This window comes from Ornithinimicrobium flavum, from assembly GCF_004526345.1.
Classification (GTDB): Bacteria; Actinomycetota; Actinomycetes; order Actinomycetales; family Dermatophilaceae; genus Ornithinicoccus; species Ornithinicoccus flavus.
Genome location: NZ_CP038213.1, coordinates 605,196 through 630,673 on the forward strand (window position 1 = coordinate 605,196; position 25,478 = coordinate 630,673).

30 protein-coding genes are annotated in these 25,478 nt (G+C 74.3%); 20 read left to right on the forward strand and 10 right to left on the reverse strand.

The features are described from left to right. The first annotated feature begins 22 nt into the window (after positions 1–22). From E3Z34_RS02815 to E3Z34_RS02840, 7 genes are read left to right on the forward strand one after another with little or no spacing between them, the layout of a single operon-like run. A complete protein-coding gene (locus tag E3Z34_RS02815) occupies positions 23–751 on the forward strand; it encodes a histidine phosphatase family protein (protein ID WP_134772382.1) in 729 nt (242 codons plus the stop codon). Next, a complete protein-coding gene (locus tag E3Z34_RS02820) occupies positions 748–1,380 on the forward strand; it encodes a TlpA family protein disulfide reductase (protein WP_238695318.1) in 633 nt (210 codons plus the stop codon). Before E3Z34_RS02815 ends, E3Z34_RS02820 begins: the two co-directional genes overlap by 4 nt. Beyond that, positions 1,377–1,616, forward strand: coding sequence for a cytochrome c biogenesis protein CcdA (locus E3Z34_RS19640; RefSeq protein WP_338043768.1), 240 nt, complete (start codon positions 1,377–1,379; stop codon positions 1,614–1,616). Before E3Z34_RS02820 ends, E3Z34_RS19640 begins: the two co-directional genes overlap by 4 nt. After that, positions 1,613–2,131, forward strand: a complete 519-nt coding sequence (locus E3Z34_RS02825) for a cytochrome c biogenesis CcdA family protein (protein ID WP_338043769.1) — start codon at positions 1,613–1,615, stop codon at positions 2,129–2,131. The genes E3Z34_RS19640 and E3Z34_RS02825 overlap by 4 nt, the downstream gene beginning before the upstream one ends. Then, a complete protein-coding gene (resB, locus tag E3Z34_RS02830; RefSeq protein ID WP_134772383.1) occupies positions 2,131–3,792 on the forward strand; it encodes a cytochrome c biogenesis protein ResB in 1,662 nt (553 codons plus the stop codon). Before E3Z34_RS02825 ends, resB begins: the two co-directional genes overlap by 1 nt. Beyond that, the gene (gene ccsB, locus E3Z34_RS02835; RefSeq protein ID WP_134772384.1) at positions 3,789–4,817 is read left to right on the forward strand and encodes a c-type cytochrome biogenesis protein CcsB; all 1,029 of its coding nucleotides are present in this window, start codon (positions 3,789–3,791) and stop codon (positions 4,815–4,817) included. The genes resB and ccsB overlap by 4 nt, the downstream gene beginning before the upstream one ends. After that, positions 4,817–5,062, forward strand: coding sequence for a DUF4229 domain-containing protein (locus tag E3Z34_RS02840; RefSeq protein ID WP_134772385.1), 246 nt, complete (start codon positions 4,817–4,819; stop codon positions 5,060–5,062). The genes ccsB and E3Z34_RS02840 overlap by 1 nt, the downstream gene beginning before the upstream one ends. Before the next feature lie 45 nt (positions 5,063–5,107). Here E3Z34_RS02840 and E3Z34_RS02845 read toward each other — a convergent pair whose 3' ends face one another. The 6 genes from E3Z34_RS02845 to E3Z34_RS02870 form a co-directional block, all read right to left on the reverse strand. Next, complete coding sequence (locus tag E3Z34_RS02845; RefSeq protein ID WP_134772386.1) at positions 5,108–5,980, reverse strand: 1,4-dihydroxy-2-naphthoate polyprenyltransferase; 873 nt, start codon at positions 5,978–5,980, stop codon at positions 5,108–5,110. A gap of 8 nt (positions 5,981–5,988) precedes the next feature. Beyond that, the gene (locus E3Z34_RS02850) at positions 5,989–6,252 is read right to left on the reverse strand and encodes a PLD nuclease N-terminal domain-containing protein (RefSeq protein ID WP_338043770.1); all 264 of its coding nucleotides are present in this window, start codon (positions 6,250–6,252) and stop codon (positions 5,989–5,991) included. Between the two features lie 26 nt (positions 6,253–6,278). Next, positions 6,279–7,409: an o-succinylbenzoate--CoA ligase gene (menE, locus tag E3Z34_RS02855; RefSeq protein WP_134772388.1), complete on the reverse strand. Its 1,131-nt coding sequence runs from the start codon at positions 7,407–7,409 to the stop codon at positions 6,279–6,281. Next, complete coding sequence (locus tag E3Z34_RS02860) at positions 7,406–8,053, reverse strand: hypothetical protein (RefSeq protein WP_134772389.1); 648 nt, start codon at positions 8,051–8,053, stop codon at positions 7,406–7,408. Before E3Z34_RS02860 ends, menE begins: the two co-directional genes overlap by 4 nt. 65 nt (positions 8,054–8,118) lie before the next feature. After that, complete coding sequence (locus E3Z34_RS02865; RefSeq protein WP_134772390.1) at positions 8,119–9,060, reverse strand: 1,4-dihydroxy-2-naphthoyl-CoA synthase; 942 nt, start codon at positions 9,058–9,060, stop codon at positions 8,119–8,121. Between the two features lie 98 nt (positions 9,061–9,158). Beyond that, the gene (locus E3Z34_RS02870; protein WP_134772391.1) at positions 9,159–9,578 is read right to left on the reverse strand and encodes a VOC family protein; all 420 of its coding nucleotides are present in this window, start codon (positions 9,576–9,578) and stop codon (positions 9,159–9,161) included. A gap of 94 nt (positions 9,579–9,672) precedes the next feature. Here E3Z34_RS02870 and E3Z34_RS02875 point away from each other — a divergent pair, with 94 nt between their 5' ends. Then, positions 9,673–10,725: an o-succinylbenzoate synthase gene (locus E3Z34_RS02875; protein ID WP_420818970.1), complete on the forward strand. Its 1,053-nt coding sequence runs from the start codon at positions 9,673–9,675 to the stop codon at positions 10,723–10,725. Positions 10,726–10,894: 169 nt separating this feature from the next. Next, on the forward strand, positions 10,895–12,166 hold the full coding sequence (locus E3Z34_RS02880) for an ammonium transporter (protein WP_134772392.1): 1,272 nt from the start codon (positions 10,895–10,897) through the stop codon (positions 12,164–12,166). Positions 12,167–12,288: 122 nt separating this feature from the next. Here E3Z34_RS02880 and E3Z34_RS02885 read toward each other — a convergent pair whose 3' ends face one another. Then, positions 12,289–12,747, reverse strand: coding sequence for a MarR family winged helix-turn-helix transcriptional regulator (locus tag E3Z34_RS02885; protein ID WP_134772393.1), 459 nt, complete (start codon positions 12,745–12,747; stop codon positions 12,289–12,291). A 108-nt stretch (positions 12,748–12,855) separates the two neighbouring features. On the opposite strand from E3Z34_RS02885, the gene E3Z34_RS02890 reads away from it, so the two are divergent. The 3 genes from E3Z34_RS02890 to E3Z34_RS02900 all read left to right on the forward strand — a co-directional run bounded on the left by E3Z34_RS02890 (position 12,856) and on the right by E3Z34_RS02900 (position 16,011). After that, complete coding sequence (locus E3Z34_RS02890) at positions 12,856–14,754, forward strand: ABC transporter ATP-binding protein (RefSeq protein ID WP_238695319.1); 1,899 nt, start codon at positions 12,856–12,858, stop codon at positions 14,752–14,754. A gap of 104 nt (positions 14,755–14,858) precedes the next feature. Next, on the forward strand, positions 14,859–15,260 hold the full coding sequence (locus E3Z34_RS02895) for a cold-shock protein (RefSeq protein ID WP_134772394.1): 402 nt from the start codon (positions 14,859–14,861) through the stop codon (positions 15,258–15,260). Positions 15,261–15,264: 4 nt separating this feature from the next. After that, positions 15,265–16,011: a DUF3027 domain-containing protein gene (locus E3Z34_RS02900; protein ID WP_134772395.1), complete on the forward strand. Its 747-nt coding sequence runs from the start codon at positions 15,265–15,267 to the stop codon at positions 16,009–16,011. Between the two features lie 34 nt (positions 16,012–16,045). Here the strand turns inward: E3Z34_RS02900 and E3Z34_RS02905 are convergent, their stop codons facing one another. Next, positions 16,046–16,303 carry a DUF2530 domain-containing protein gene (locus E3Z34_RS02905; protein WP_202977009.1) on the reverse strand — a complete coding sequence of 86 codons (258 nt, stop codon included), beginning with the start codon at positions 16,301–16,303 and terminating at the stop codon, positions 16,046–16,048. 18 nt (positions 16,304–16,321) lie between these two features. On the opposite strand from E3Z34_RS02905, the gene E3Z34_RS02910 reads away from it, so the two are divergent. The 8 genes from E3Z34_RS02910 to E3Z34_RS18510 all read left to right on the forward strand — a co-directional run bounded on the left by E3Z34_RS02910 (position 16,322) and on the right by E3Z34_RS18510 (position 24,570). Then, complete coding sequence (locus E3Z34_RS02910) at positions 16,322–17,800, forward strand: NCS2 family permease (RefSeq protein WP_134772396.1); 1,479 nt, start codon at positions 16,322–16,324, stop codon at positions 17,798–17,800. A gap of 64 nt (positions 17,801–17,864) precedes the next feature. Further along, the gene (locus E3Z34_RS02915; protein WP_238695320.1) at positions 17,865–18,302 is read left to right on the forward strand and encodes a MarR family winged helix-turn-helix transcriptional regulator; all 438 of its coding nucleotides are present in this window, start codon (positions 17,865–17,867) and stop codon (positions 18,300–18,302) included. 5 nt (positions 18,303–18,307) lie between these two features. Further along, positions 18,308–19,582, forward strand: a complete 1,275-nt coding sequence (locus E3Z34_RS02920) for an MFS transporter (RefSeq protein WP_134774711.1) — start codon at positions 18,308–18,310, stop codon at positions 19,580–19,582. Positions 19,583–19,712: 130 nt separating this feature from the next. After that, entirely contained in the window at positions 19,713–21,473 is a 1,761-nt protein-coding gene (locus E3Z34_RS02925) for a gamma-glutamyltransferase family protein (protein ID WP_134774712.1), read from the forward strand. Between the two features lie 61 nt (positions 21,474–21,534). Beyond that, entirely contained in the window at positions 21,535–21,933 is a 399-nt protein-coding gene (locus E3Z34_RS18500) for a hypothetical protein (protein WP_238695321.1), read from the forward strand. Further along, complete coding sequence (gene pdxH / locus E3Z34_RS18505; RefSeq protein WP_238695322.1) at positions 21,930–22,616, forward strand: pyridoxamine 5'-phosphate oxidase; 687 nt, start codon at positions 21,930–21,932, stop codon at positions 22,614–22,616. Before E3Z34_RS18500 ends, pdxH begins: the two co-directional genes overlap by 4 nt. Before the next feature lie 22 nt (positions 22,617–22,638). Further along, positions 22,639–23,316: a metal-dependent transcriptional regulator gene (locus E3Z34_RS02935; protein ID WP_134772398.1), complete on the forward strand. Its 678-nt coding sequence runs from the start codon at positions 22,639–22,641 to the stop codon at positions 23,314–23,316. A 309-nt stretch (positions 23,317–23,625) separates the two neighbouring features. Further along, positions 23,626–24,570 carry a C40 family peptidase gene (locus tag E3Z34_RS18510; protein WP_170212980.1) on the forward strand — a complete coding sequence of 315 codons (945 nt, stop codon included), beginning with the start codon at positions 23,626–23,628 and terminating at the stop codon, positions 24,568–24,570. Between the two features lie 67 nt (positions 24,571–24,637). Here the strand turns inward: E3Z34_RS18510 and E3Z34_RS02945 are convergent, their stop codons facing one another. Next, positions 24,638–24,997, reverse strand: coding sequence for a fluoride efflux transporter FluC (locus E3Z34_RS02945; protein WP_134772399.1), 360 nt, complete (start codon positions 24,995–24,997; stop codon positions 24,638–24,640). After that, positions 24,997–25,413, reverse strand: coding sequence for a fluoride efflux transporter FluC (locus E3Z34_RS02950; RefSeq protein ID WP_202977010.1), 417 nt, complete (start codon positions 25,411–25,413; stop codon positions 24,997–24,999). The genes E3Z34_RS02945 and E3Z34_RS02950 overlap by 1 nt, the downstream gene beginning before the upstream one ends. Positions 25,414–25,478 lie beyond the last annotated feature (65 nt).

Consider the following 25,478-nt stretch of genomic DNA (forward strand, 5'->3'; position numbering starts at 1 on the left):
CTGGCGTGGGAGAATAGGTGACATGTCCCCTGCCGTGCCCGTCGAGGACCCCGTGCCCCCGGATCGGTCCCGCGGCCCGCGCGCGCTGCGCGACGGCAGCCCGGTCACGATCATCCACGTCGTCCGCCACGGTGAGGTCCACAACCCCGAGGCGATCCTCTACGGCCGGCTGCCCGGCTACCACCTGTCGGACCTGGGCCGGGAGATGGCCCGGGCCGCCGCGGACCACCTCGCCGACCGTGACATCACCTACGTGGTCTCCTCCCCGCTGGAGCGGGCGCAGGAGACCGCGGAGCCGATCGCCCGGGCCCACGGCCTGGACGTCGCCACCGACGAGAAGCTGACGGAGAGCACCAACCACTTCGAGGGGATCCGGGTCGACCGGCGCGCGCTGCTGCGGTGGTCCACCCTCCCGGTGGTCCTCAACCCGCTGCGCCCGTCCTGGGGCGAGGCCTACACCCACGTCGCGGCCCGGATGCGGCTCGCGCTGGACGAGGCGCGCGAGCACGCGGAGGGGCACGAGGGGGTCATGGTGAGCCACCAGCTGCCCATCTGGATGATGCGGCGCTCGGTGCAGGGCCGACGACTGGCCCACCACCCGCGTCGCCGTGAGTGCTCCCTGGCCTCCGTGACCAGCGTCCGCTTCCACGGCACCTACCCCGTGCGCGTCCTGTATGCCGAGCCGGCCGCCCACCTGCTGCCGGGCGCCCTCGACGTCACCGGCACCTCCACCGAGGTGATCGGCCGGTGAGCACGACCACCCGCTCGGTCGGGCGCCGCGCGCCCGCCCTGGCCGCCGTGCTGGCCCTGACCCTGGCCGGGTGCGGCGAGGACGGCACGAGCATCAACGAGCAGATGCGCCAGGGCGACCAGAAGGGCTACGTCGCCGGCAGCGGCCTGGTGGAGCAGCTGCCCCCCGACGGGCGCAGCACCACGATCGAGCTCTCCGGGACGACGCTCGAGGACGAGCCGTGGACCTCGCTGGACCACCGCGGCCGCGTCGTGGTCGTCAACGTCTGGGGGTCGTGGTGCGGGCCGTGCGACGCCGAGGCCCCCGACCTGGTGGCGGTGTCCGACGCCTACGAGCAGGCGGGGGAGCCCGTGCAGTTCGTCGGGGTCAACCACCGTGACAGCGTGCCGAACGCCCTGGCCTTCGAGGAGAAACACGGCGTCCCCTACCCCTCGCTGGTCGACGACGGAGGCCGCACCCTGGCCCAGCTGCAGGGCCTGGCCACGGCGCGCCCGACGACCCTGGTCCTCGACGGTCAGGGCCGGGTCGCCGCCCGCGTCAACGGCCAGGTGGACGCCACCACCCTGCGTGGCCTCGTCGACGACGTGCTGGCGGACGAGCCCGGTCAGGCCGCGGGGGCCCAGGGGTGAACGAGCTCGTCCTGTCCGGCCCGTTGCTGCTGGCCGCCGCCGTCGCCGCGCTCGCCGGGCTGGTCTCCTTCGCCTCGCCGTGCGTCCTGCCGCTGGTGCCGGGCTTCCTGGGCTACCTGGGCGGGATGACGCCGGCGCGCCCCGGCCCGGCGCGCCCCCCGCCGGGGAGCGGGGCCGGCTGCTGCTGGGGGCGGGCCTGTTCGTCCTGGGCTTCAGCGTCGTCTTCCTCGCCATGAGCGTGGTCATCTCCGGCCTGGGTATGGCGCTCACCCGCCACCAGGCCCTGCTGCTGCAGGTCTCCGGGGTCGTCGTGGTCGCGCTCGGTCTGGTCATGGTCGTGCAGCCGTCCGCCGCCTGGCAGGTGCGGTGGCGCCCCGCCGCCGGCCTGGCCGGCGCGCCGCTGCTCGGGGTGGCCTTCGGGCTGGGCTTCACCGCGTGCACCGGGCCGGCCCTGGTGGCGATCCAGACCCTCGGCACCTCGATCCTCCCGGGGAACGACCAGGTCCCCCGGGCGCTGGTGCTCGGCGCCGCCTACTCCCTCGGGCTGGGCCTGCCCTTCCTGCTGATGGCGGCCGGGCTCGGCTGGGTGCACCGGGTCTCCCGGCGGGTCCGGGCGCACCACCTGCTGATCCAGCGGGTCGGTGGCGGCCTGCTCGTCGTGCTGGGCCTGCTCATGCTCACCGGGGTGTGGACCGAGCTGACGGCCTGGACGCAGACCCGGCTGGTCAGCAGCTTCGAGACGGTGCTCTAGTGGCCACCCCCACCCGGCCCGCGGACGAGCAGCGGATCGAGCCGGCCTACCCCAAGGACCGCAGCACCCTGGGTGGTCCGCGGCTCGGGGTCCTCGGCTGGCTGCGCTGGGCGTGGCGCCAGCTCACCAGCATGCGGACCGCGCTGGCCCTGCTCCTGCTCCTGGCCGTCGCGGCCATCCCCGGCTCCATCTGGCCCCAGCGCAGCGTCGACCCCGTCCGGGTGCGCAGCTTCTTCGAGCGCAACCCGGACCTGGCCCCGTGGCTGGACCGGCTGCACCTCTTCGACGTCTACTCCTCGCCCTGGTTCGCCTCGATCTACCTGCTCCTCATGGTCAGCCTCGTCGGCTGCATCGTGCCGCGCATGCGCCAGCACCTGACCTCCCTGCGCTCGCAGCCCCCCCGGGCCCCGGGTCGTCTCACCCGGATGCCGGTGCACCGCCGGGTCGAGGTCGACGCCGATCCGCGGCAGGTGGTCGCCGCGGCCAGGGCCGTCCTGCGGGACCGGCGCTTCCGCCTGCGGGACGAGGACGCCGAGGACCCGCTGGCCGTCTCGGGGGAGAAGGGCCACCTCAAGGAGACGGGCAACCTCGTCTTCCACCTGGCGCTGCTCGGCGTGATCGTCGCCGTCGCCGCGGGGAGCCTGTGGGGCTGGCGCGGCGAGATCATCCTCAAGGAGGGGGAGAGCTGGACCTCGGGGGCCGGCACCTTCGACACCCTCAACCTCGGACCCCTCGTCGACGAGCAGGACGTCCCCACCTTCACCCTCACCCTCAACTCCCTGGACGTGGAGTTCGAGAGCCGCGCCGAGGGGGCGCAGTTCGGCCAGCCGCGCCGGTTCGAGGGGGTGGCGACGGTGGAGCTCCCGGGCCAGCAGGCCCGCGAGCAGGACTTCGCGGTCAACGCCCCGCTCGCCGTCGACGGCGACTCCATCTTCCTCCTCGGCAACGGCTACGCCCCGGTCGTCACGGTGCGCGACCCCGACGGCGGGCTGCTCTACTCGGACGCGGTGACCTTCCTGCCCCAGGACAACACCTACGGCAGCGAGGGTGCGGTCAAGGTGACCGGGCGCGAGCCGGGCCTGGGCCTGGTCGGCGGCTTCTTCCCCACGATCGACGTGAGCCCGGAGACGGGGATGACCTCCACCTTCCCCGGCCTGCAGGATCCCGCCCTGGTGCTGACGGCCTACGAGGGCGAGCTCTTCCCCGACGGGCGGGCGCAGTCGGTCTTCTCGGTCGACACCGACGCGATGACCCAGCTCACCCTCGAGGACGGGAGCCCGGTGGCCTTCCTGCTGCGCCCCGGGGAGACCTACGAGCTGCCCGACGGCAGCGTCGTGGAGTTCGAGGGGGTCATCCGCTGGGGCGGGCTGCTCGTGCGGCACGACCCCGGCCGGATGCCGGCGCTGGTCATCTCGATGCTCGCCCTGGCCGGCCTGGCCCTGATGCTGGGGGTGCGGCGGCGCCGGATCTACGTCCGGGTCACGCCGGGGGCGGGCGGAGCCGGCGGGCGACGGCATACTGGGGTGAGCGTCGCCGGCCTCCCCAAGGGCACCGACCCCGGCCTCGAGGCTCTGGTCGAGGACCTGGTGCGACGGATCACGGAGGCGACGACGACGTCCGCGAGCACGGACGACAGGAACGACAGGAGCACGGACGCATGACCGACCCGACCATGGCGATGACGAGCGACGTGGCCATCTGGGCCGCCATCGCGGTCCTCGCGCTCGCCCTCGTGGCCTTCTCGGTGCACCTGGCGATCGCCGGCGCGAGCAGCGAGCGGCGCGTGGACGCACGCTCCCGGGAGGAGGCGCTCGTCCCCGCCGGTGCCGACCCGGGGCCGGGCGCGGCCGATCTGCCCGACCGTTCGGCCGCCGCGACGTCCCCGGCCGCCTCCGCGCTGGCCCCGCCGCCCGACGGCGCGACCGGCGGTGCCGCCCGACGCTGGGGGGTCGCCGGTCTGCAGCTGACCTGGCTCGCGACCTTCCTGGTCGTCGGCGGGACGCTCATGCGAATGATCTCGGTCACCCGGGCGCCGCTGGGCAACATGTACGAGTTCGTACTCGTGACCTCCTCCTTCGCCCTCCTGGTCTACTCGGCGTGGAGCCTGCGCCGGGCCCGCCTGTGGCTCGGGGTCTTCGTGGTGCTCCCCGTCACCCTCATGCTGGTGGCCGCGAAGCTGTGGTGGTACACCGAGGCCTCCCAGCTCATGCCGGCCCTCGAGAGCTTCTGGCTGGTCATCCACGTGACGATCGCCTGCCTGTCGATCGCCCTGTTCGTCATCGGCGCGGGCCTGGCCGCGGCCTTCCTCGTCAAGGACCGGGCCGAGACCCGGGGCCGGGTGCGGGGCCGGCTGGCCGCGCTGCCCCCGGCGGCGGCGCTGGAGCGCCTCACCTACGGCATCCACGTCCTCGCCTTCCCGCTGTGGACCTTCACCCTCATCTCGGGCGCGATCTGGGCCGAGCAGGCCTGGGGGCGCTACTGGGGCTGGGACCCAAGACAAGGAGCTTGGACGTTCGTCATCTGGGTCGTGTATGCGGCGTACCTGCACGCCCGGGCGACCTCCAGCTGGTCGATCCGCCGGGCGACCTGGGTCGCGATCGTCGGCTTCATCTGCGTGATCGTCAACTACACGGTGGTGAACCTGCTCATGACCGGCCTGCACTCCTACTCGGGGGTGGCCAGCTGATGGTGCTCCTGCGCTACACGATGATGCGCATCCTGCTCTTCGCCGGCTGCACCGCGGCCTTCGTGCTGCTCGGCCTGGACGTGCTGTGGGCGGCCGTCGCCGGAGCCCTGGCCTCCATGGTCATCGCCTACTTCCTGCTGCGCCCCGACCGGGATCGGATCGCCGCCGGCCTGGAGCACTCCGTCGAGGAGCGGATGGCCCGCCGCCGCGACCAGGTCGACTCCGAGCGGGCCGCGGAGGACTGAGCCTCCACCGCGCGGCACCCACGGCCGCCCGCGGCGGCCCGTCGGTCAGGCCAGGACGAGGCCGACGGTGAGGGCCACGGCATACCCCAGCTGGAGCACGCCCGTCTGTCCGAGCGCCGGCAGCAGCTCGCGGCCGTAGGTCTCGCCGAGCACCGAGCGGACCGGGCGGACCGCGAGCGGTGCCGCGAGCAGCCCGACCAGCGCGGTGGGGTGCGCGACCGCCGCCAGGAGGACGGAGGCCAGGGCGAGGCCGACCAGCCCCGCGTAGAGCCGGCGGGTGCGGGCGAAGCCGAGCCGGACCGCGAGCGTCCGCTTGCCCACCTCCCGGTCGCCCTCGAGATCGCGCAGGTTGTTGGTCACCAGGATCGCGCAGGCCAGCGCGCCGCACCCGATCGCGCCCCCGACGGCGCCGAGGGTCAGCGCGTGCGCCTGGGTCCAGGTCGTGCCGAGCACGGCGAAGAGGCCGAAGAAGACGAAGACCATGACCTCGCCCAGGCCGCGGTAGCCGTAGGGGTTCTTCCCGCCGGTGTAGTGCCAGGCCGCCCACAGCGCGACGACCCCGGCCAGGGCCAGCAGCCAGGTGCCCGCGAGCGCGACCAGGGCCAGCCCGGCCACGGAGGCGACGAAGAAGGAGCCGAAGGCCGCGGCCTTGACGTCGGCGGGGGCGGCGAGCCGCTGGCCGACCAGACGCACGGGTCCGACCCGCTCCTCGTCCGTGCCCCGGACCCCGTCGGAGTAGTCGTTGGCGTAGTTGACGCCGACCTGGAGCGCGAGCGCCACGACGAGCGCCAGCACCCCCAGCCCGAGGTTGGCGTCGCCGGCGGCGTGCGCGGCGGCGGTGCCGACGAGGACGGGGGCGATCGCGGCGGGGAGCGTGCGGGGGCGCGCCCCCTCGATCCACTGGGCGAGGGTTGCCATGCGGTGGTCTACAGGCCCTTCAGGAAGTCCGGGTCGTCGTCGGGGCCGAGCGGCCCGCGGGGCGGGCCCTGCCGGCGGCCCCCGCGGAGCGTCTCCAGGATGCTGGTGGGTCGACCGGCGATGAGCCAGGCCAGTCCGCCGGCCACGGGGAAGATGAGGACGAGGACGACCCACAGCGGCTTGGGCAGCCCGCGCACCTGGTCCTCCTCCGTCTGGATCGCGTCGACGATGCAGAAGACGGTGAACGCCAGCAGCGCGACGGCTGCGATCACACGGGGCAACGCGGGTCCTCTCGGGGTCAGCGGGGCAGGGTGTCCATTCTGCCACCCCGCAGCAGGTCGACCGCGCGGAAGCGGTCCGGCTTGCCGGAGGGCAGCAGCGGTATGGCGTGGCTCGCCACGACCCGCCGGGGCAGGGCGTGCGGCGGCAGGCTGGGGCGCAGGGCCTCCCGCAGTCGCGCCTGCCAGTCGGCACCGGCAGGGTCACCGGCCCGCACCACCAGGGCTCCGACGACCTGGCCCCACTCGGGGTCGGGCACCCCGACCACGAGGGCGTCCACCACGCCCGGGAGGGCGGTGAGCACCGCCTCGACGTCCCGCGGCTCGACCTTGTGCCCTCCGGTGATGATGACGTCGTCGACCCGGCCCAGGACGCGCAGCCGGCCGTCGGCGTCGAGGGTCCCGCGGTCGTCGGTGACGAACCAGCGGCCCTCCATGTCGTGCACGAAGCGGGCGTGGGTCAGGTCGGGGTTGTCGAGGTAGCCGTCGGCCAGCACCGGGCCGCCGAGGTGGATCCGGCTGTCCTCGGGGTCCACCCGGACCCGGACGCCCGGCAGCGGCACCCCGTCGTAGACGCACCCGCCGCTCGTCTCGGACATGCCGTAGGTGTGCACCACCCGGCAGCCGGTGGCGCGGGCGTCCTCGAGCAGGGCGGGGTCGGCCGCGGACCCGCCGAGCAGGACCGCGTCCAGCCGTCCCAGCGCCTCGTGACCGGCCTCGTCGTCCAGCAGCCGGCGCAGCTGGGTGGGCACCAGGGAGGTCAGCCGCAGCGGCGCCTCGGAGGAGGTGACCAGCCGCTCCACCGCGTCGGCGAAGGCGGCCCCGGTGAAGGGACGGTGCGGGTCCAGCACGACCGGGGTGGACCCCGCCAGCGCCGAGCGCGCCAGCACCTGCAGGCCCGCCACGTGATGGGTGGGCAGCGCCAGGACCCAGCCTCCGTGCCCGCCGAGCACCCGGGCGGTGGCCAGGCCGCTGGCCCGCAGGGCGGTGCCCGGCAGGCGCACGCGCTTGGGGGTGCCGGACGAGCCCGAGGTGGCCACGACCACCGCTCCGTCGTGGGTGGGCGGGTCCTCACGCCGGCCGACGAGGTCGGCCAGGGCGTCGCGGACGTCATCCCACGGCGCCCCCTGGGGGAGCACGAGGTCGGTCACGGCGTCCGGAGGTAGGCGTCGAGGTCGACGTACCAGCGGCCGTCGACCTTCCGCAGGGTGATCGTCGCGTCCCCCATGGCGTCGGCGAACAGGGGGGAGTAGTTGTCCCTGTCGATGACCGCGGTGTCCTCCTGGACCTCGGCGCCGCGGATCTGCATCGCCTCGAGGATCTCCACGCCCTCCTCACCCAGGCCCTGGGCCTGCACCGTGGACTCCATCGTGGCCGGCAGCTGGGCCCGGCACAGCTCCAGGTCGGCGGTGACCGCGGTCATGGGCAGCTCGGGGTCGGAGAAGGACAGGAGCATCTCGCAGGCGTCGGCGTCGGCCGAGACCAGGGCCAGCAGGAAGGCCTTGGCCCGGTCGGCGGCGGCCTGGCCCTCGGCGCCCCCCTCGACCAGGGCGGGGTCGACGGTGGCGGCGGCCGGGTCGCCGACGCCGGCTGCCGCGTCGTCGTCCGGGTCCGAGGTGGCCGGGGCCGGGTCAGCCCCGGGCGCGGAGTCGTCCGCGGGAGCCGTGGTCGGGGCGGGGTCGACCGGTGTCGCCGTGGCCGGTGCTGTGGCCTCCACGACCGCCGGCTCCTCGCTGCACGCCGGCAGCAGGAGGGCGCAGGCGACGGCCAGGGCCGCTGCCGGACGGTGGCTCATGGTGGTCGACTCCCCTCGGGTGGCGCTGGCCGCAGTCTCTCACGCGGCCCGGCCGCCGGCGCCGCTCAGAAGTACCAGGGGAAGGGCGACCAGTCGGGTGCGCGCTTCTCCAGGAACGACTCCTTGCCCTCGACGGCCTCGTCGGTCATGTAGGCCAGCCGGGTCGCCTCGCCGGCGAAGACCTGCTGACCCATGAGGCCGTCGTCGGCGAGGTTGAACGCGAACTTGAGCATCCGCTGGGCGGTCGGGCTCTTGGCCAGGATCTCGCGGGCCACCCGGACGGCCTCCACCTCGAGGTCGGCGTGGTCGGCGACGATGTTGACCGCGCCCATCCGGTGCATGGTCTCCGCGTCGTAGGTCCGGCCGAGGAAGAAGATCTCGCGGGCGAACTTCTGCCCGACCTGCTTGGCCAGGTAGGCCGACCCGTAGCCACCGTCGAACGACCCCACGTCGGCGTCGGTCTGCTTGAACCGCGCGTGCTCCCGGGAGGCGATGGTCAGGTCGCAGACGACGTGCAGGCTGTGCCCGCCGCCGGCCGCCCAGCCGCTGACGACGGCGACGACGACCTTCGGCATGGTGCGGATGAGCCGCTGCACCTCCAGGATGTGCAGCCGGCCCCCCTCGGCCCTCACCCTGGCCTCGTCCACCCCGGAGGCCGTGAGGTCCTCGGTGCCCTCGGCGGCGTACTGGTAGCCGCTGCGTCCCCTGATGCGCTGGTCGCCGCCGGAGCAGAAGGCCCAGCCGCCGTCCTTGGGGGAGGGGCCGTTGCCGGTCAGCAGCACCACGCCCACGTCCGGGGTCATCCGGGCGTGGTCCAGCGCGCGGTGGAGCTCGTCGACAGTGTGCGGGCGGAAGGCGTTGCGCACCTCGGGCCGGTCGAAGGCGATCCGGACGCAGCCGAGCTCCACGTGCCGGTGGTAGGTGATGTCGGTGAGCTGCTCGAAGCCGTCGACGACCTGCCACCGGGACGGGTCGAACGGGTCCTGGGCCTGGGGTGTGTCGGTCACGGCGACCACCCTAGCCAGTCAGGAGGCCCCGGTCGGTGGGGTCCGGCGGACAGGGTTGACGGCTCCGGCTCCCGGTGGTGGAGGGAGAGCCCGCGCGCCTACTGGTCGCGGCTGCTCAGGACGCAGAACTCGTTGCCCTCCGGGTCCGCGAGCACGCTCCAGGTGACCGCACCCTCGTCCTGACCGACGTCCACCCGCGTCGCGCCGAGGTCCAGCAGCCGCTGGATCTCCGCGTCGCGGTCCTGGGAGGTGTGCGGCGCCAGGTCGATGTGCAACCGGTTCTTCAGCGTCTTGCTCTCGGGCACGGGGACGAAGACCAGTCCCTGGCCGCGGCGCATCCAGTCCTCCAGGGTCGCGACCGGGCCGGCCTCGTGCTCCTCCAGGGCCTGCCTCGGCACGATGACCGCCTCCTCCGGCGTGTCGTAGGCGCTGACCCAGTCCAGCACCTGAGCCCACCACCGGGCCTGGGCCTGCGGGTCGTGGGAGTCGACGACGACGGTGTACCACTTGAGTGCCATGCCCCCAGCGTGCCGCGGGCGGGGCACGCGCGCAGGCCGGGGCGTGCGGGACGAGGACAGGCGCCGTCCGCCGTCGACGGCCTACCCTCGGCAGGTGCCCCCGTCGCCCTCCCTGCCGCCTGCGTCGTCGCGCCCCGACCTGCCCGACCTCCCGGCGCTCCTCGGCTCCGCCCATGTCGTCCGGCTTCCGCTCCGCCTGCGCTTCCGCGGGGTGACCGAGCGGGAGGCGGTGCTGCTCGCCGGGCCGAGCGGCTGGGCCGAGTGGGCCCCCTTCGTGGAGTATGACGACGCCGACGCCGCCCGGTGGCTGGCCGCCGCCGTCGAGCTGGGCTGGGGCGAGCTGCCCCCGCCGGTGCGGGAGACCGTGGGCGTCAACGCGACCGTGCCGGCCGTCCCGGCGGACCGGGTGCCGGAGGTATTGGCCCGCTACGACCTGGCGGGCGGGGTCGCCCGCCCCACCGCCAAGGTCAAGGTCGCCGAGCGTGGTCAGACCCTGGCCGACGACATCGCCCGGGTCACGGAGGTGCGTCGGGTCCTCGGGGCCCGGGCGCGGGTCCGTGTGGACGCCAACGGGGCCTGGCGGGTGGACGAGGCGCTCGAGGCCCTCACCCGGCTCGCCCCCCTGGACCTGGAGTACGCCGAGCAGCCGTGCGCCACCGTGGCCGAGCTCGCCGAGCTGCGGGTGCGGCTCGCCCGGGCCCGCGTCGACGTGCCGGTCGCCGCCGACGAGTCCGTCCGGCGTGCCGAGGACCCGCTGCACGTCGCCCGGGTCGGGGCCGCGGACCTTGTCGTGGTCAAGGTCGCCCCGCTGGGCGGCGTGGCCCGGGCCCTGGAGATCGTGGCCGCGGCGGGGCTGCCCGCCGTGGTCTCCTCGGCCCTGGACACCTCGGTCGGCCTGGCCGCCGGCGTGCGCCTGGCCGCCGCGCTCCCACGGCTGGAGCACGACTGCGGTCTCGGCACCGCCGCCCTGCTCGCCGCCGACGTGGTGGGGGACCCTCTCCTCCCGCGGGCGGGCACCCTCACCACGACCCGGGCCGACGCGGCCCGAGCGGGCGTGGACCGCGCCCTGCTCACCGCATACGCCGCCCCCGCGCAGCGGCAGACGTGGTGGCGCGATCGCCTCGCCCGTGCCCACGCCCTGCTCTGAGCCAAAGGTTTACCTGCGCGAAACACCCGGCAACCGGCCCGAAACACGACGCGTCCGGTGCCGAAACATCCGCGGACTTCACTGTCCTCACCGGCCCGCCCCGTCGGCCCCGAGGACGTGACCCGGGGGGCGGGCCACCCCTCGCAGGATCCTTATCAGGAGGCAGCAGATGGAACTCACCGCAGGTGATGTCTGGGTCATGATCTCGGCGGCGCTGGTGCTGCTCATGACACCGGGCCTGGCGTTCTTCTACGGCGGCATGGCCCGCGCGAAGGCCGCCCTCAACATGATCATGATGAGCTTCGTGTCCGTCGGGATCGTCGGCGTCGTCTGGGTCCTCTGGGGCTACGGGATGCCCCCGGTTCCCGGCATCCTCGGCGGGCTGGTCGGGGACCCGACGCGTGACGTCGGGCTGAGCAGCCACGTCGGCTCCACCGACCTCGTCGGGATCGGCTACGGCGCGACCTTCGCCATCATCACGGTCGCGCTCATCTCCGGAGCGGTCGCCGACCGCACCCGCTTCGGCGCCTGGTCGGTCTTCGTGCCCGTCTGGGTCACGCTCGTCTACTGCCCGCTGGCCTTCATGGTCTGGGGCGGCGGCCTGCTCTCGGCCGACGGGCTGCTGGGGCGCACCTTCGGCGAGGCGATCGACTTCGCCGGCGGCACGGTCGTCCACATCAACGCCGGCCTGGCGGCCCTCGTGCTCGTCTACATCATCGGAAGCCGGTCCGACTTCGGGCGCTCCAGGGGCTTCCACAAGCCGCACAACATCCCGCTGGTCATGGTCGGCACCGCCCTGCTGTGGTTCGGCTGGTTCGGCTTCAACGGCGGAGCGGCCGGCAGCGTGGAGGAGGCGGGCCTCATCTGGGTCAACACCCTGGCGGCCCCCGCGGCCGCGATGCTGGCCTGGATGGTGACCGAGCGGGTCCGGGACGGGCGCCCCACGTCCATCGGCGCGGCCTCGGGCGTCGTGGCGGGCCTGGTGGCGATCACCCCCGCCTGCGCCTCGGTGTCGGTGCTCGGGGCGCTGGCGATCGGCGTCCTGGCCGGTGTGGGCTCCGCGCTGGCGGTGGGCCTGAAGTACCGCTTCGGGTATGACGACGCCCTCGACGTGGTCGGCGTGCACCTCGTCGCCGGCATCATCGGCACCGTCGCCCTCGGCTTCCTGGCGCTGCCGGTCGACGGGGAGGGCGGGGGCCTGCTCTACGGCGGAGGGGCGGCGCAGCTGGTGGCCCAGCTCGCCGCGACGGCCTTCACCCTGGTCTTCACCGGCGTGCTCACCGCCCTCATCGGTCTGGCGATCCACCGGACGATCGGCTTCCGGGTCAGCGCCGAGGACGAGGCCCGCGGCGTCGACCTGTCCGAGCACGACGAGGCCGCCTACGCCTTCGGCGAGGAGGCCGCCTCCTACGACCCCATCGCCGAGGAGACCCGCGCCTGAGGTGAGGGGCGCGGACGGTCCGCCCCGCGCCGGGGGCGGGGCGGACCGGGTCTGGTCGGGCACGTCCGGGGGGCGTGCCCGACCAGACGCGTCGGGGGAGGGGGGCTGGGGGAGCAGCTGGGTCAGGCCTCGAGCAGGAGGGTGAGCAGCCGTCTCAGCTCGGCCCGGTCCGCCTCGTCCAGGGTCTGCAGGGCCTGCTCGGCGACCGCGCGCCGGCGCTCTCGGACGGCGGTGACGATCCCACGCCCCGCCTCGGTGAGACCCAGGAGCACGGCGCGACGGTCGGTGGGGTCGGACGACCGGGCGGCCAGCCCGGCCGATTCCAGGGCGTCGGCCACCTCGGTGGCCGAGCGGGGGGCGATCCCCAGGTGCTGGGCCAGGGACGAGACGCGGACGCCCTCGTGCTGCGCCTCGAGCCGGGACAGCGCGAGCAGGGCCCGTTCCTGGTGGGGGGTGAGGCCCAGCCCGTCCGCGCCGTCCAGGCCCAGCCGCCGCCACCGGCGGGCCAGGCGCAGCAGCAGGTCGACCTCGCCGGCGGAGCGGACCTCCTCGGTGGGCGGCCCCGGAGGGATGTCGGTCATGCGGCCAGTATAGCGAGGCAGCGGAATAAGGAGGTTACCTCCGTACTTGTCAGGGAGGACACATCGTCAGCCGGCACCGACGACCGGCCCGAACGGAAGGAGAAGCCCTTGAGCGACTTCTCACCCCTGCACCCCGGCTCCGGCCCGCTCGAACGCGCCGGTCGCGGCCCTGGCTCCGGCGCCCGACGCGACCCCAAGGACACCGCCCAGCTGGCGGCCCACCCCGTGGACGGGCGACGCGTCCTGGCCCTCTTCGCCCCGCACCGCAGCGCCATCGGCGTCGTCCTCGTGCTCATCGTCACCAGCTCGGCCCTGGGCCTGGCCACCCCGTTCCTCGTCAAGGAGATCGTCGACGTGGCGATCCCCGAGCAGGACGTCCGGCTGCTGGTCCTCCTGGTCGGCGCCATGATCGGCGTCGCCGCCGTGAGCGCCGTCCTCGGCGTGCTGCAGACCTGGATCAGCACGACCACGGGGCAGCGGATCATGCACCGCCTGCGCACCGATCTCTTCACTCACCTGCAGCGCCAGCCGCTGTCCTTCTTCACCCGCACCCGCTCCGGAGAGGTGCAGTCCCGCCTCACCCACGACGTCTCGGGCCTGCAGGGGGTCGTCACCTCGACCGCCACCTCGCTGGCCGGCAACGTCGCCACCGTGATCGGCACCCTCCTGGCCATGCTGGCCCTCAGCCCCACCCTCGCCCTGCTGTCCCTCGTCGTCATCCCTCCCGCGGTCCTGGTCACCCGCTCCGTGGCCCGGCTGCGCCGGGACGCCACGGAGAAGCGGCAGCGGGCGCTGGCCGGTCTGCACGCCCAGGTGGAGGAGTCGTTGTCGGTGAGCGGGGCCAGGCTGAGCAAGACGCTCGGCGCCGGCGGCCAGCTCGCCGACCGGTTCGGCAGGTCCAGTGCGGGGCTCCTCGACCTGGAGGTCGCCGCGCAGATCGCCGGACGCTGGCGGCAGGCCACGATGGGCATCGTCTTCGCGGTCGTCCCGGCCGCCCTCTACCTCGTGGCCGGTCTCCCCGTCACCGGGGCCGGCATCTCGATCGGCACCCTCGTGGCCTTCACCGCGCTGCAGGCTGGGATCTTCCGGCCGGTGATGGGCCTGCTCGGCGTCGGCGTCCAGGTCACGGCCTCCATGGCCCTGTTCAGCCGGATCTTCGAGTACCTCGACCTGCCCGTCGAGGTCGCCGAGCCCGAGCCCGGGCGGGCGCGGCACCTGGACCCGTCCGAGGCGCGGGGCGAGCTGCGGCTGGAGGGCGTGACCTACCGCCACCCCGGTGGCGAGCGCGACGCGCTGCGCGAGGTGGACCTCACCATCCCCGCGGGCAGCACCGTCGCCCTGGTGGGGCACACCGGGTCGGGCAAGAGCACGCTGGCCTCCCTGCTGACCCGGCTGGACGACCCGACCCGGGGACGCGTCACGCTGGACGGGATCGACCTGCGTGACCTGCCCTCCGCGGAGCGGGCCGCGGTCGTGGGGGTCGTCTCCCAGGAGACCTACCTGCTGCACGCCACGATCGCCGAGAACCTGCGCTTCGCCTCCCCGGGCGCCACCGACGCCGACCTGGAGCGCGCGGCGCGGGACGCCCAGATCCACGACCTGATCGCCTCTCTCCCCGACGGCTACGACACGGTGGTGGGCGCCCGTGGTCACCGCTTCTCCGGGGGCGAGCAGCAGCGCCTGGCCCTGGCCCGCACGCTGCTGCGTGACCCCAGGGTGCTCGTCCTGGACGAGGCGACCAGCGCGCTCGACACCCGCACCGAGGCGGCGATCCAGGACGCGCTGGACCGGGTGCGTCAGGGTCGCACCGTGGTGACGATCGCGCACCGGCTGTCCACCGTCCGCCACGCCGACCTCATCGCCGTGCTCGACGGCGGCAGGCTGGTGGAGCGGGGCAGCCACGAGGAGCTGCTCGCCCTCGGGGGACGGTATGCGGCGCTCGTCGCCGCCGGTGCGCAGCCCGACGCCGGGGCGCGGACGGAGCAGCCCGTGGCGCTGGCCGCCTGACCTGCGCGCGGCGCCCCGGGCCGGGACAAGCCGTTAGGCAGCCCGGCCCGCGGGCGATATCCTCGGGACGTTCTGTATCCCCCCGCGACATCTCGAGGTGCACCGTGCCCACCGGCAAGGTCAGGTTCTACGACGAGGACAAGGGCTTCGGCTTCCTGTCCAGCGACGAGGGCGACGACGTCTTCGTCCCCCGCTCCGCGCTGCCCGCGGGACAGACCACCCTCACGCGCGGCGCCCGGGTGGAGTTCGACATCATCGCCGGCAAGCGTGGCGACCAGGCCCTGCACGTCCGGCTGCTCGAGCCGGCGCCGTCCGTGGCACGGGGCCTCACCATGAGGGACCGCAAGCCCGCGGAGGAGATGGTCGTCGTCGTGGAGGACCTCATCTCCCTGCTCGACCAGGCCTCCAACGACCTCCGCCGGGGCCACTACCCCGACCGTCAGCACGGCTCGGTGATGGCCAAGGCCCTGCGCGCGGTGGCCGACCAGTTCGAGGCCGGGAAGTAGCCCGGTGGCCGCCCCGAGGACCGACGCCGTCCTGACCGGTGCCGTCGAGGTCGCCCGCGCCGCCGCGGGCGAGATCGCCGAGCCGGGGACGGTCGGTGACCACCTGGGCGTCGTGCTCGAGGGGGAGCGGGTGGCCACGCACTCCTTCGCCTGCACCGCCTCGGCCTACCCGGGGTGGCGGTGGGCGGTCACGCTCGCCCGTCCGCCGCGGGCCCGGAAGGCCACGGTGAGCGAGGTGCACCTCCTGCCGGGCGAGGGTGCGCTCCTGTCGCCGGAGTGGGTGCCCTACGCCGAGCGGCTCGCTCCCGGTGACATCGGTCCGGGTGACCGCACCCCCTACGTCGAGGAGGACCCGCTGCTGGAGGCCGGCTTCGAGGCCACCGGCGAGGAGGAGGTCGACCAGGTGGCGCTCTGGGAGCTGGGACTGGGCCGCGAGCGGGTGCTCTCCGCCGAGGGGCGCGACGCGGCGGCCACGCGCTGGGCGACCGGGGAGCGCGGCCCGCAGAGCGAGGCCGCACGGCAGGCGCCCGCGCCGTGCCGGACGTGCGGCTTCTTCGTCCCGATGTCCGGCGCCCTGCGCTCGGTCTTCGGGGTGTGCGCCAACGAGTGGTCGCCGGCCGACGGTGCCGTGGTCGCGCTCGACTTCGGCTGCGGCGCGCACAGCGAGGTCGACGCCGAGCGTCGCGCGCCCGAGCCCGTCGAGCCGCCCGTGCTGGACGAGCTCGGGGAGATCGTCTTCGAGGAGCGCTGAGGCTCGGAGGCCCGTCGCGCGTCCGCCCGCCCCGTCAGGCGAACTGCGCGTTGCCGCGGCCCCGGCGCAGGTAGCCGTACCCCACGGCCCCGAGCGCCATACCGGCCACCGGCACCCACACCCACCACGCCCGCTCGCCGCTGCGCAGCTGCGGCACCAGCAGCACGACCACCAGGACGACCGCCCAGGCCAGGATCCCCCAGCGCACGAGGGTGATCGTGCGCACCGGCGCCTCCGGGGGGTGGATCTGCCCGGACGGCTCCGGCGTGGACTCCTCGGCAGGCGTGGTCACCCCACTACGCTAACCCGCATGTCTACCCCCGCGCGCACGAGCGCCACCCGGCCCGGCCCCTCCGGTGGCCCGCTCGACAGCTTCTTCCAGATCTCGCACCGCGGCTCGACGCTGGCCCGCGAGATCCGGGGTGGCTTCGTCACCTTCTTCGCGATGGCCTACATCGTCGTCCTCAACCCGCTGATCATCGGGACGGTGCCGGACGGGTCGGGCAGCTTCCTCGCGGACGGCAACCTCGCGACGATCGCCGCGTGCACCGCGCTCGCCGCCGGGGTCCTGTCGATCATCATGGGTGTCTTCGCGAACTACCCGCTGGCCCTGGCGACGGGACTGGGGCTGAACGCCTTCGTCGCCTACGGCGTCGCGAGCCTGGACGGCATGACCTGGGCCGACGCGATGGGCCTGGTGGTGATCGAGGGCATCGTCATCCTCGTCCTGGTGCTGACAGGCTTCCGCGAGGCGGTCTTCCGCGCGGTGCCGGCCCAGCTCAAGGTCGCCATCAGCGTGGGGATCGGCCTGTTCATCACCTTCATCGGGCTCATCAACTCCGGGGCGGTCCGGACGCCCGCCGGGGCCGCCGTGCCGGTCGAGCTCGGCGTGAGCGGCGTCCTGACGGGCTGGCCGACCGTGGTCTTCCTCGTCGGCCTGCTGCTCATCGCCGTGCTCATGGTCCGCAAGGTGCAGGGGGCCATCCTCTACGGCATCATCGTCGCGACCGTGCTGGCGATCGTCATCGAGGCGATCTTCACGATCGGTCCCCAGACCCCCGACGGCGCCAACCCGACCGGCTGGAGCCTGACCAGCCCCGCCCTGCCCGCCAACCTGGTCTCGGTCCCCGACTTCTCCCTGCTGGGGCACTTCAACCTGCTCGGCTCCTTCTCCGCCCTCGGCTTCACGGCGGTGTTCCTGCTGGTCTTCACCCTCATGCTCGCCGACTTCTTCGACACGATGGGCACCATGGTCGCCGTCGGCGCCGCGGGCGACCTGCTGGACGAGGAGGGCAACCCGCCCCGCACCCGTTCCATCCTGGTCGTGGACTCGCTGGGGGCGATGGCCGGTGGCGCGGCCGGCGTGAGCAGCCAGACCTCCTACATCGAGTCGGCCTCCGGGGTGGGCGAGGGTGCCCGCACCGGTCTGTCCTCGGTGGTGGTCGGGGTGCTCTTCCTGCTCACGACCTTCCTGTCGCCGCTGGTCGCGATCGTCCCGCAGGAGGCCGCCACGCCCGCCCTGGTCATCGTCGGTTTCCTCATGATGCAGCAGGTCATCGGGATCAGCTGGGACGACCTGGAGATCGCGCTGCCGGCGTTCCTCACGATCGTCCTCATGCCGTTCACCTACTCGATCACGGCCGGCATCGGCGCCGGCTTCGTCACCTGGGTCCTGCTCAAGGTCGTCCGCGGCAAGGCCGCGCAGGTCCACCCGCTCATGTGGATCGTGGCACTGCTCTTCCTCTTCTACTTCGGCATCGACCCGATCCGGGACCTGCTCGGGGTATGACGTCGGCCGGCGGTGCGGCCGGACATTAGTTAGGTGAAGCAACAGTAGGGTAGCATCGGGGGCCGTGCCTGCTCCCGACCCCGACACCGCAGCCCTCGCCCACGACCTCCGCATCGCCTGCATGCGGGTGGCGCGGCGGGTGCGGTTCGACGCGGACAACACCGTCGCGCCCCACCAGTTCAGCGTGCTGGTCCGGCTCGAGCAGCCCCGCACGCTGGGCGAGGTCGCCGCGCTGGAGCAGGTGAGCGCGCCGACCATCAGCCGCACCGTGGCTCAGCTCGTCGACCAGGGCTACGTCACCCGGGAGACCGACCCCGACGACCGGCGCTCGGTGCGGCTGTCGCTGAGCGAGCTGGGCGCCGCCGTCGTGCGCCGCGAGCGGGCCCACCGGGACGCGTGGATGACCGCCCGGCTCGAGGGCCTGACCGCCGCCGACCGCACCCTGCTCCGCCGGGCCACCGACCTCATCGAGGGGCTGCTGACCAGGGAGTCGCGGCCGTGAGCGCGATGTTCTCCGCGCTGTCGGTGCGCAACTACCGCATCTACGCCGCGGGCGCCATCGTCTCCAACACGGGCACGTGGATGGGTCGCATCGCCCAGGACTGGGTGGTCCTCACCGAGCTCACGGACAACTCCTCCCAGGCCCTGGGCATCGTCACCGGCCTGCAGTTCCTCCCCATCCTGCTCTTCACGCCGCTCGCCGGGGCGATCAGCGACACCTTCCCCAAGCGCAACGTCATGCTGGTCAGCCAGTCCTTCATGGCCTTCTTCGCGGTCGTCATGGGTGTCACCGTGCTCACCGGCCACATGGAGCTGTGGCACATGTACGTCCTGGCCTTCCTGTCCGGGACGGCCGCCGCCTTCGACGCCCCTGCCCGCCAGTCCTTCGTCTCCGAGATGGTCCCGAAGGACAAGCTCACCAACGCGGTCGGTCTGAACTCCGCGTCCTTCCACGGCGGGCGACTCATCGGCCCCGGCGTCGCCGGGCTGCTCATCGCCGCGTTCGGCACCGGGCCCACCCTGCTGCTCAACGCCCTGACCTTCGTCGCGGTCATCGTCGCGCTGCTGATGCTCGACACCTCCGCGCTGACGGGCAAGCGACCCGCGTCCCGGGGGAGGGTGCGCGAGGGGATCGCCTACGTGCGACGGCGCGCGGACATCATGCTCATCATGGTCATCGCCTTCATGCACGGCACCTTCGGCATGAACTTCCAGATCTTCAACGCCCTCATGTCGACCCAGGTCTTCGGCAAGGGCGTCACCGACTTCGGCATCACCGGGTCGATCATGGCGATCGGCTCGCTCGGCGGGGCGTTGCTGGCCGCCCGTCGCGACCGCCCGCGCTGGCGGCTGCTGCTGGGCTCGCTCTTCCTCTTCTCCCTGACCACCCTCGCGCTCGCCCTGGCTCCCAGCTTCACGGCATACACGATCCTGCTCGTCCCTGCCGGATTGTTCGCGCTGACCGTGATGGTCAGCGCCAACGCGATGGTCCAGCTCTCGGTCGACCAGGAGGTCCGGGGCCGCGTGATGGCGCTCTACATGGCCGTCTTCATGGGCGGCACGCCGGTGGGTGCCCCGGTGATCGGCTGGGTGGGGGACGAGTTCGGGGCCCGCTGGACCGTGCTCATCGCCACGGTCGCCTGCGGCCTCACAGCGATCTTTGCGACGATCTACGTCATGCGCCACGACAACCTCCGCCTGCGCGTGCGGGCCTCCTGGCCGCGCCCCCTGGCGCTGGAGCGTGGCGTGCTGGCCGAGCCCCTCCCCGAGAAGGTGAACTGATGAGCGCCCACACCCGACGCGTGGTGGTCCTGCTGGCCCTGGCGGCCCTGATCCTCGTGCCCGCGCTGGCCGCGATCTCGTGACCGCCGACGACTTCACCACCCGGCCGACGCTGACCGGCACCCACGGGATGGTCTCCAGCACCCACTGGCTGGCCTCCCAGACGGGTATGCGGATGCTGGAGCTGGGCGGCAACGCCGCCGACGCCGCCGTGGCCGCCGGCCTGGTGCTCCAGGTCGTCGAGCCGCACCTGAACGGCCCCGGGGGGGACCTGCCCCTGATGGTGGCCTCGGTCGACGACCCCACCCCGCGGGTCCTCTGCGGCCAGGGTCCGGCCCCGGCCGGGGCCACCCCGGAGCACTTCGCCTCCGTGGGCCTGGACCGCGTGCCCGGCAGCGGACCTCTCGCGACCGCCGTGCCCGGTGCCGTCGACGCCTGGCTCACCCTGTTGCGCGACCGCGGCACGATGACGGCGCGTGCCGTGACCGAGCCGGCCCTGCACTACGCCCGCCACGGGCACCCCGTGCTGCCCCGCGTGAGCGCCACCATCGCGACGGTGCGCGAGCTCTTCGTCGAGGACTGGACCACCTCGGCGCAGCAGTGGCTGGTCGACGGGTCGGCGCCCGAGCCCGGGTCGCTCGTGCGCAACGAGGCGTGGGCGGGGACCCTCGACCGCCTCCTGGCCGAGGAGGACGCCGCCGCCCGCGCCGGTGGGAGCCGCGAGCAGGCGATCGACGCCGTGCGCCGCGCCTGGTCCTCCGGCTTCGTCGCCGAGGCGGTGGGGGAGTTCTCCCGCCGCGCGTTCCGGCACAGCGGGGGCCAGCGGCTCCCTGGTGTCCTGGACGCGCAGGACCTGGCCGACTTCGAGGTGACCTGGGAGGACGCGGTCACGGCGGAGTTCGCCGGTCACACGGTCGCCAAGACCGGTCCCTGGGGCCAGGGTCCCGCGCTGCTCCAGGTGCTGACGATGGTCGAGGGCCTGGGTGCGGTCGATCCCTCGACGGTCGACGGGGCGCACGCGGTGGTCGAGGCCTGGAAGTTGGCGATGGCCGACCGGGAGGCGTGGCTGGGCGACAGCTGGCCCGACCCGTCCCTGGCGGGGGCGCTGGTGGCGGACCTGCTGGACCCGGCCTACCTGCGGGACCGCGCCGGCCTCGTCGGCCCGACGGCCTCGACGCAGCTCCGACCGGGTGCGCCCGGCGGGCGGGAGCCGCGGGTCGCCGCGATGGCGCTCGAGGTGGACGGCGCGCCGGACGTGGACGCCACCACGGGGGAGCCGACCGTCCAGCGCGACGGCCTCACCCGCGGCGACACCTGCCACGTCGACGTCGTGGACCGGTGGGGGATGCTCGTCAGCGCCACGCCCAGCGGCGGCTGGCTGCAGTCCAGCCCGTTCATCCCCGAGGTCGGCTTCGCCCTCGGCAGCCGGCTGCAGATGACCTGGCTGGAGCAGGGCCTGGCCAGCTCGCTGGTCCCCGGCCGCCGGCCGCGGACCACCCTGACCCCCACGCTCGTCCTGCGCGACGGCATACCCGTCCTGGCCTGCGGCACCCCCGGCGGGGACCAGCAGGACCAGTGGCAGAGCCTGTTCCTGCTGCGGCACCTGCTCGGCGGGCTGGACCTGCAGGCGGCTATCGACGCGCCGCACCTGCACACCACCAGCTTCCCCGGCAGCTTCCACCCCCGCGCCACGGAGCCCGGGGTCGTCGTGGCCGAGTCGCGGCTGGGCAGCGACGTGCTCGACGGGTTGCGCTCGCGCGGGCACCGGGTGCACGAGGCCGGGCCGTGGAGCCTGGGCCGGATGTGCGCCGTGGCCCGCGACCCGCGCACCGGTGTGCTCAGCGCCGCCGCCAACCCCCGGGGAATGCAGGGGTATGCCGTCGGGCGTTGAGCAGGGGGATCGATCCCGCATCGCCTACCGTGGATGCGCCGCACACACCAGGAGGACGCACGTGCCTGCCAAGGCCAATCTCGCCAAGCTCGCCCTGAAGTACGGGCCGGTCGTCTACACCCTCGCCCAGAAGTACGGGCCCCAGGTGGCCGAGCAGATCATGAGGAGCCGGGAGCCGGCCCAGCGGCTGCTGCAGGACCGGGCGGAGCGGGTGCGCAGCCCGCGCAAGATGGCCCTCGCGCACGCGGACAGCGTCCTGGAGGGCACCCTCCAGCAGGTCTTCCACGCAGGGAGGCCCTACTGGGTCGTCTTCTCGCGCAACGAGCCCGTGGGCGTCCACCCGCACACGAACCTCCCCTTCGAGACCCTCCTGCTGAACACGGACCCGGCCAAGAGGATGCGGCCCGACCAGCTGCGGCGGACCGTCCAGCTCCCCTCGGGCCCCCGGCGCCGGTCGTGAGCGGCCGGCTCGGCGCCGAGCGGGTGGACTACCGGGGCGGGCTGGAGGACGAGGACGCGCCGGCGGCGCCGCTGCCCCTCCTCACCCGCTGGATCGAGGAGGCGGTCGCGCGCTCCGCGTCGGCGGGCGACGTGCCCGAGCCGACCTCGATCGCCGTGGCCACCGTCGACGCGCACGGCGCCCCCGACGTCAGGGTCGTGCTCATGCGTGACCTCGACGAGCGCGGCCCGTGCTTCTACACCCACCTCACCTCGGACAAGGGCCGTCAGATCGAGGGGGACGACCGGGTGGCCGTGGCCCTGACGTGGCCGGCGATGTACCGCGCGGTCCGCCTGCGCGGGCGGGCCGAGCTGCTGCCCCGGGACCAGGTGGAGGCCTACTTCCGCAGCCGCCCGTGGGGCTCGCGCGTGGGGGCGCACGCGTCCGACCAGTCCCGGCCGCTCGCCGGCCGTCCGGTCCTCGAGGCCGCCTTCGCGGACGCGGCCCGGCGCTTCCCCGACACCGGGTCGCCCGACGACGTGCCCCTGCCCGACGGATGGGGCGGGTACCGCGTGGTGGCCGACCGGGTCGAGCTGTGGGCGGGTCGGCCGAGCCGGCTGCACGACCGGATCGTCTGGGAGCGCACGGGTGACGGCGGGCTCGACGATCCCGCCGTCTGGCGGCGTTCGCGCCTGATGCCCTGACCCCGACGCCTAGGATGGCCGCGTGAGCGAGCTGATCGACACCACCGAGATGTATCTCAAGACCGTCCTCGAGCTCGAGGAGGACGGCGTGGTGCCGATGCGTGCGCGGATCGCCGAGCGGCTGGGCCAGTCCGGCCCCACGGTCTCGCAGACCGTGGCCCGGATGGAGCGTGACGGGCTGCTCGAGCTGGCGGAGGACCGGCACCTGGTGCTCACGGCGCAGGGGCGGCGGGCCGCGGTGCGGGTCATGCGCAAGCACCGGCTCGCCGAGCGTCTGCTCGTGGACGTCATCGGCCTTGACCCCGCGGTCGCGCACGACGAGGCCTGCCGCTGGGAGCACGTCATGAGCGACGAGGTCGAGCGGCGCATCCTCACCCTCGTCGAGGACGGCACGAGCTCGCCCTACGGCAACCCCGTGCCCGGGCTGGAGGAGCTGGGGCTGCCGGAGGCGCCGGCGCCCCAGGGGCGGCCCAGCAGCGGGCTCGCCCAGGAGGGCGGTCGGGTCCAGGCCGTGGTCACGCGCCTGGGTGAGCCGGTGCAGGTGGACGTCGAGGTGCTCGGTCTCATGCTCGACTCCGGGGTTCGACCCGGGGCGGAGGTCGTGGTGTGGGGTGAGGCCGGACGGGTGATCATCGAGCCCGTCGGGGGACAGGCCGTGTCGCTGCCGGTGGACGTCGCGGGGCACATCTTCTGCCGGTGAGCCGCGGGCGGCGGGGGGGGCGGCCGGGCGGTGGGCCCGCCGGAGATTCCCGCTCGGCGTGTGAGAAGACTCACACCCGGACCGCCCGGCTGTCGGACGGACGAGGCGTTCCCGCAGGTCGGTACCCCCGTACGCCGAGTCCTGTCAGCGCGCCCCAGGGTCGTCCACGTCTGACCGCTTGACAGGAGCGGGGGAACCACCTCCCGGAGCCGGCCCAGGCTCCTCGGGGCTGTACGACCCGGCCACGCCGGGTCGGGGGTGCTCCACCCCAGGCCCGAGAGCTCACCCCGCAGGCACTGGAGGATCTCGATGACCCGACGCACCACCGGCCGCCACCGGCGGCCCGGCCACCTCAGCGTGGCCAGTACCACCCTGACCCGCACCGCCGCCGTCGCGGCCACCTCGACGGGTCTGCTCGCCGGCACCGCCGTCGCCGCCGGCGCAGCCCCCTCCGTGCAGCAGGACGACCCGTCCGGCGCCGTGAAGGGTGCGCAGGCGCTCGTCCGGCTCGCCCAGACCGTCCAGGCGGACCGCAGCATCCTCGTGGACCGCCCCGCCCAGGCGGCCCCGGCCCCGGAGGACCTCGCCGACGCCTCGCCGGCGAGCTTCGGCACCCGCGGCTTCACCGCTCTCGCACCGGTCGTCCGGCCGGAGCCCGCCGTCGTCGAGCCCGCCGCCGCTGCGGTCCCGCAGGCGCAGGCCGAGGCGGCGGTGGAGACCCGCGCCGCGACGACCACCGCCAGCCGCACCAACGAGCGGGTGGCTCCCCGGCAGGAGCAGGCCGCCCCCACCCGGACCGTCCAGCAGCAGGCGGCCCCGGTCCAGCAGCAGGCCGCCCCCGCGCGCCCGGCGCCTGCACCGGCCCCCGCTCCGGCGCCTGCACCGGCCCCCGCTCCGGCTCCGGCCCCGGCCCCCGTCGGGGGTGGCGTGCTCGCCGTGGCCGCTGCCTACACCGGGATCATGTACGTCTACGGCGGGACCACGCCGGCCGGCTTCGACTGCTCCGGGTACACCTCGTTCGTGTTCCGGCAAGCGCTGGGCATCGAGCTGCCCCGCAGCGCCTCCGCGCAGCAGTCCTACGCCACCCCCGTGAGCAGCCCGCAGCCCGGCGACCTGGTCTTCTACGGCTACCCGGCCTACCACGTCGGCATCTACGCCGGCAACGGCATGATGTACGACTCCGGCCGTCCGGGCATCCCCACCCAGCTGCGCGCCGTCTTCGCCGGGGTCTCCGGCTACGGACGGGTCGGCTGAGCACCGGACTTTGACGAGGAGGGCCCCGCCGCTGCAGCGGCGGGGCCCTCCTCGTGATCCGGGCCGATCAGGACAGCGCCGACCAGGCCAGCCCCGCGGCCGACAGGCCCAGGACGAGGGTGAGACCCAGGTAGGCCGCGGCGCGCCCCACGTCGCGCCGGCCCAGCTGCCAGGTCAGGACGGCCAGCGTGCTCCACGTCGTGAGCGCGGCGCTGAGGCCGGTCCCCAGGAGCAGGACCAGGCCCGGGGCCAGCCGGTCGGCCACGGCCACCAGGGCGCCGAGGCCGGCGCACCCCGCGACGTTCGCCACGAGCACGCCGCGGGCCTGACCCAGGGGCGGCTGGGACAGGGCGTGCCGCGCCATCGCCCCGAGGGCACCCCCGAGGGCCACGAGGGGCACCGCCCACCACCACGCCAGGTCGGTCATCACCGATGCCCGCGCATCCGCATCGTCGCCGTGCCGGCCAGGGCCGCCGCGCAGACGCAGAGCAGCGGGGTGGCGACGAGGTACCCCAGGGCCAGGGCCGGTTCGTCCCGACCGAGCACCGCCACCTGCACCGCATACGTGGAGAAGGTGGTGAAACCGCCCAGCAGGCCGGTCCCCGCCCCCGCACGCACCCAGCCCCGCAGGGGGCTCATCTCGTCCCGGGCGAGCAGCCACCCCAGCGCGGCGCTCCCGAGCACGTTGGCCACGACCGTGGCCCACGGCCATCCCGACCCGGCGGGCAGGCCCAGCTCGAGCAGCCAGCGCAGCAGCGCCCCGACCGACCCCCCGGCCGCCACCGCCCCCAGCGTCGCCGCGCTCAGGGCGGTGGGGCCGCGGCGGCCGGGGTGCGAGGACACGGCCGCAGCGTAGCCCGGCCGTACACTGGAGGGATGACGACCAGTGGCGCCGACGCGCAACCTGA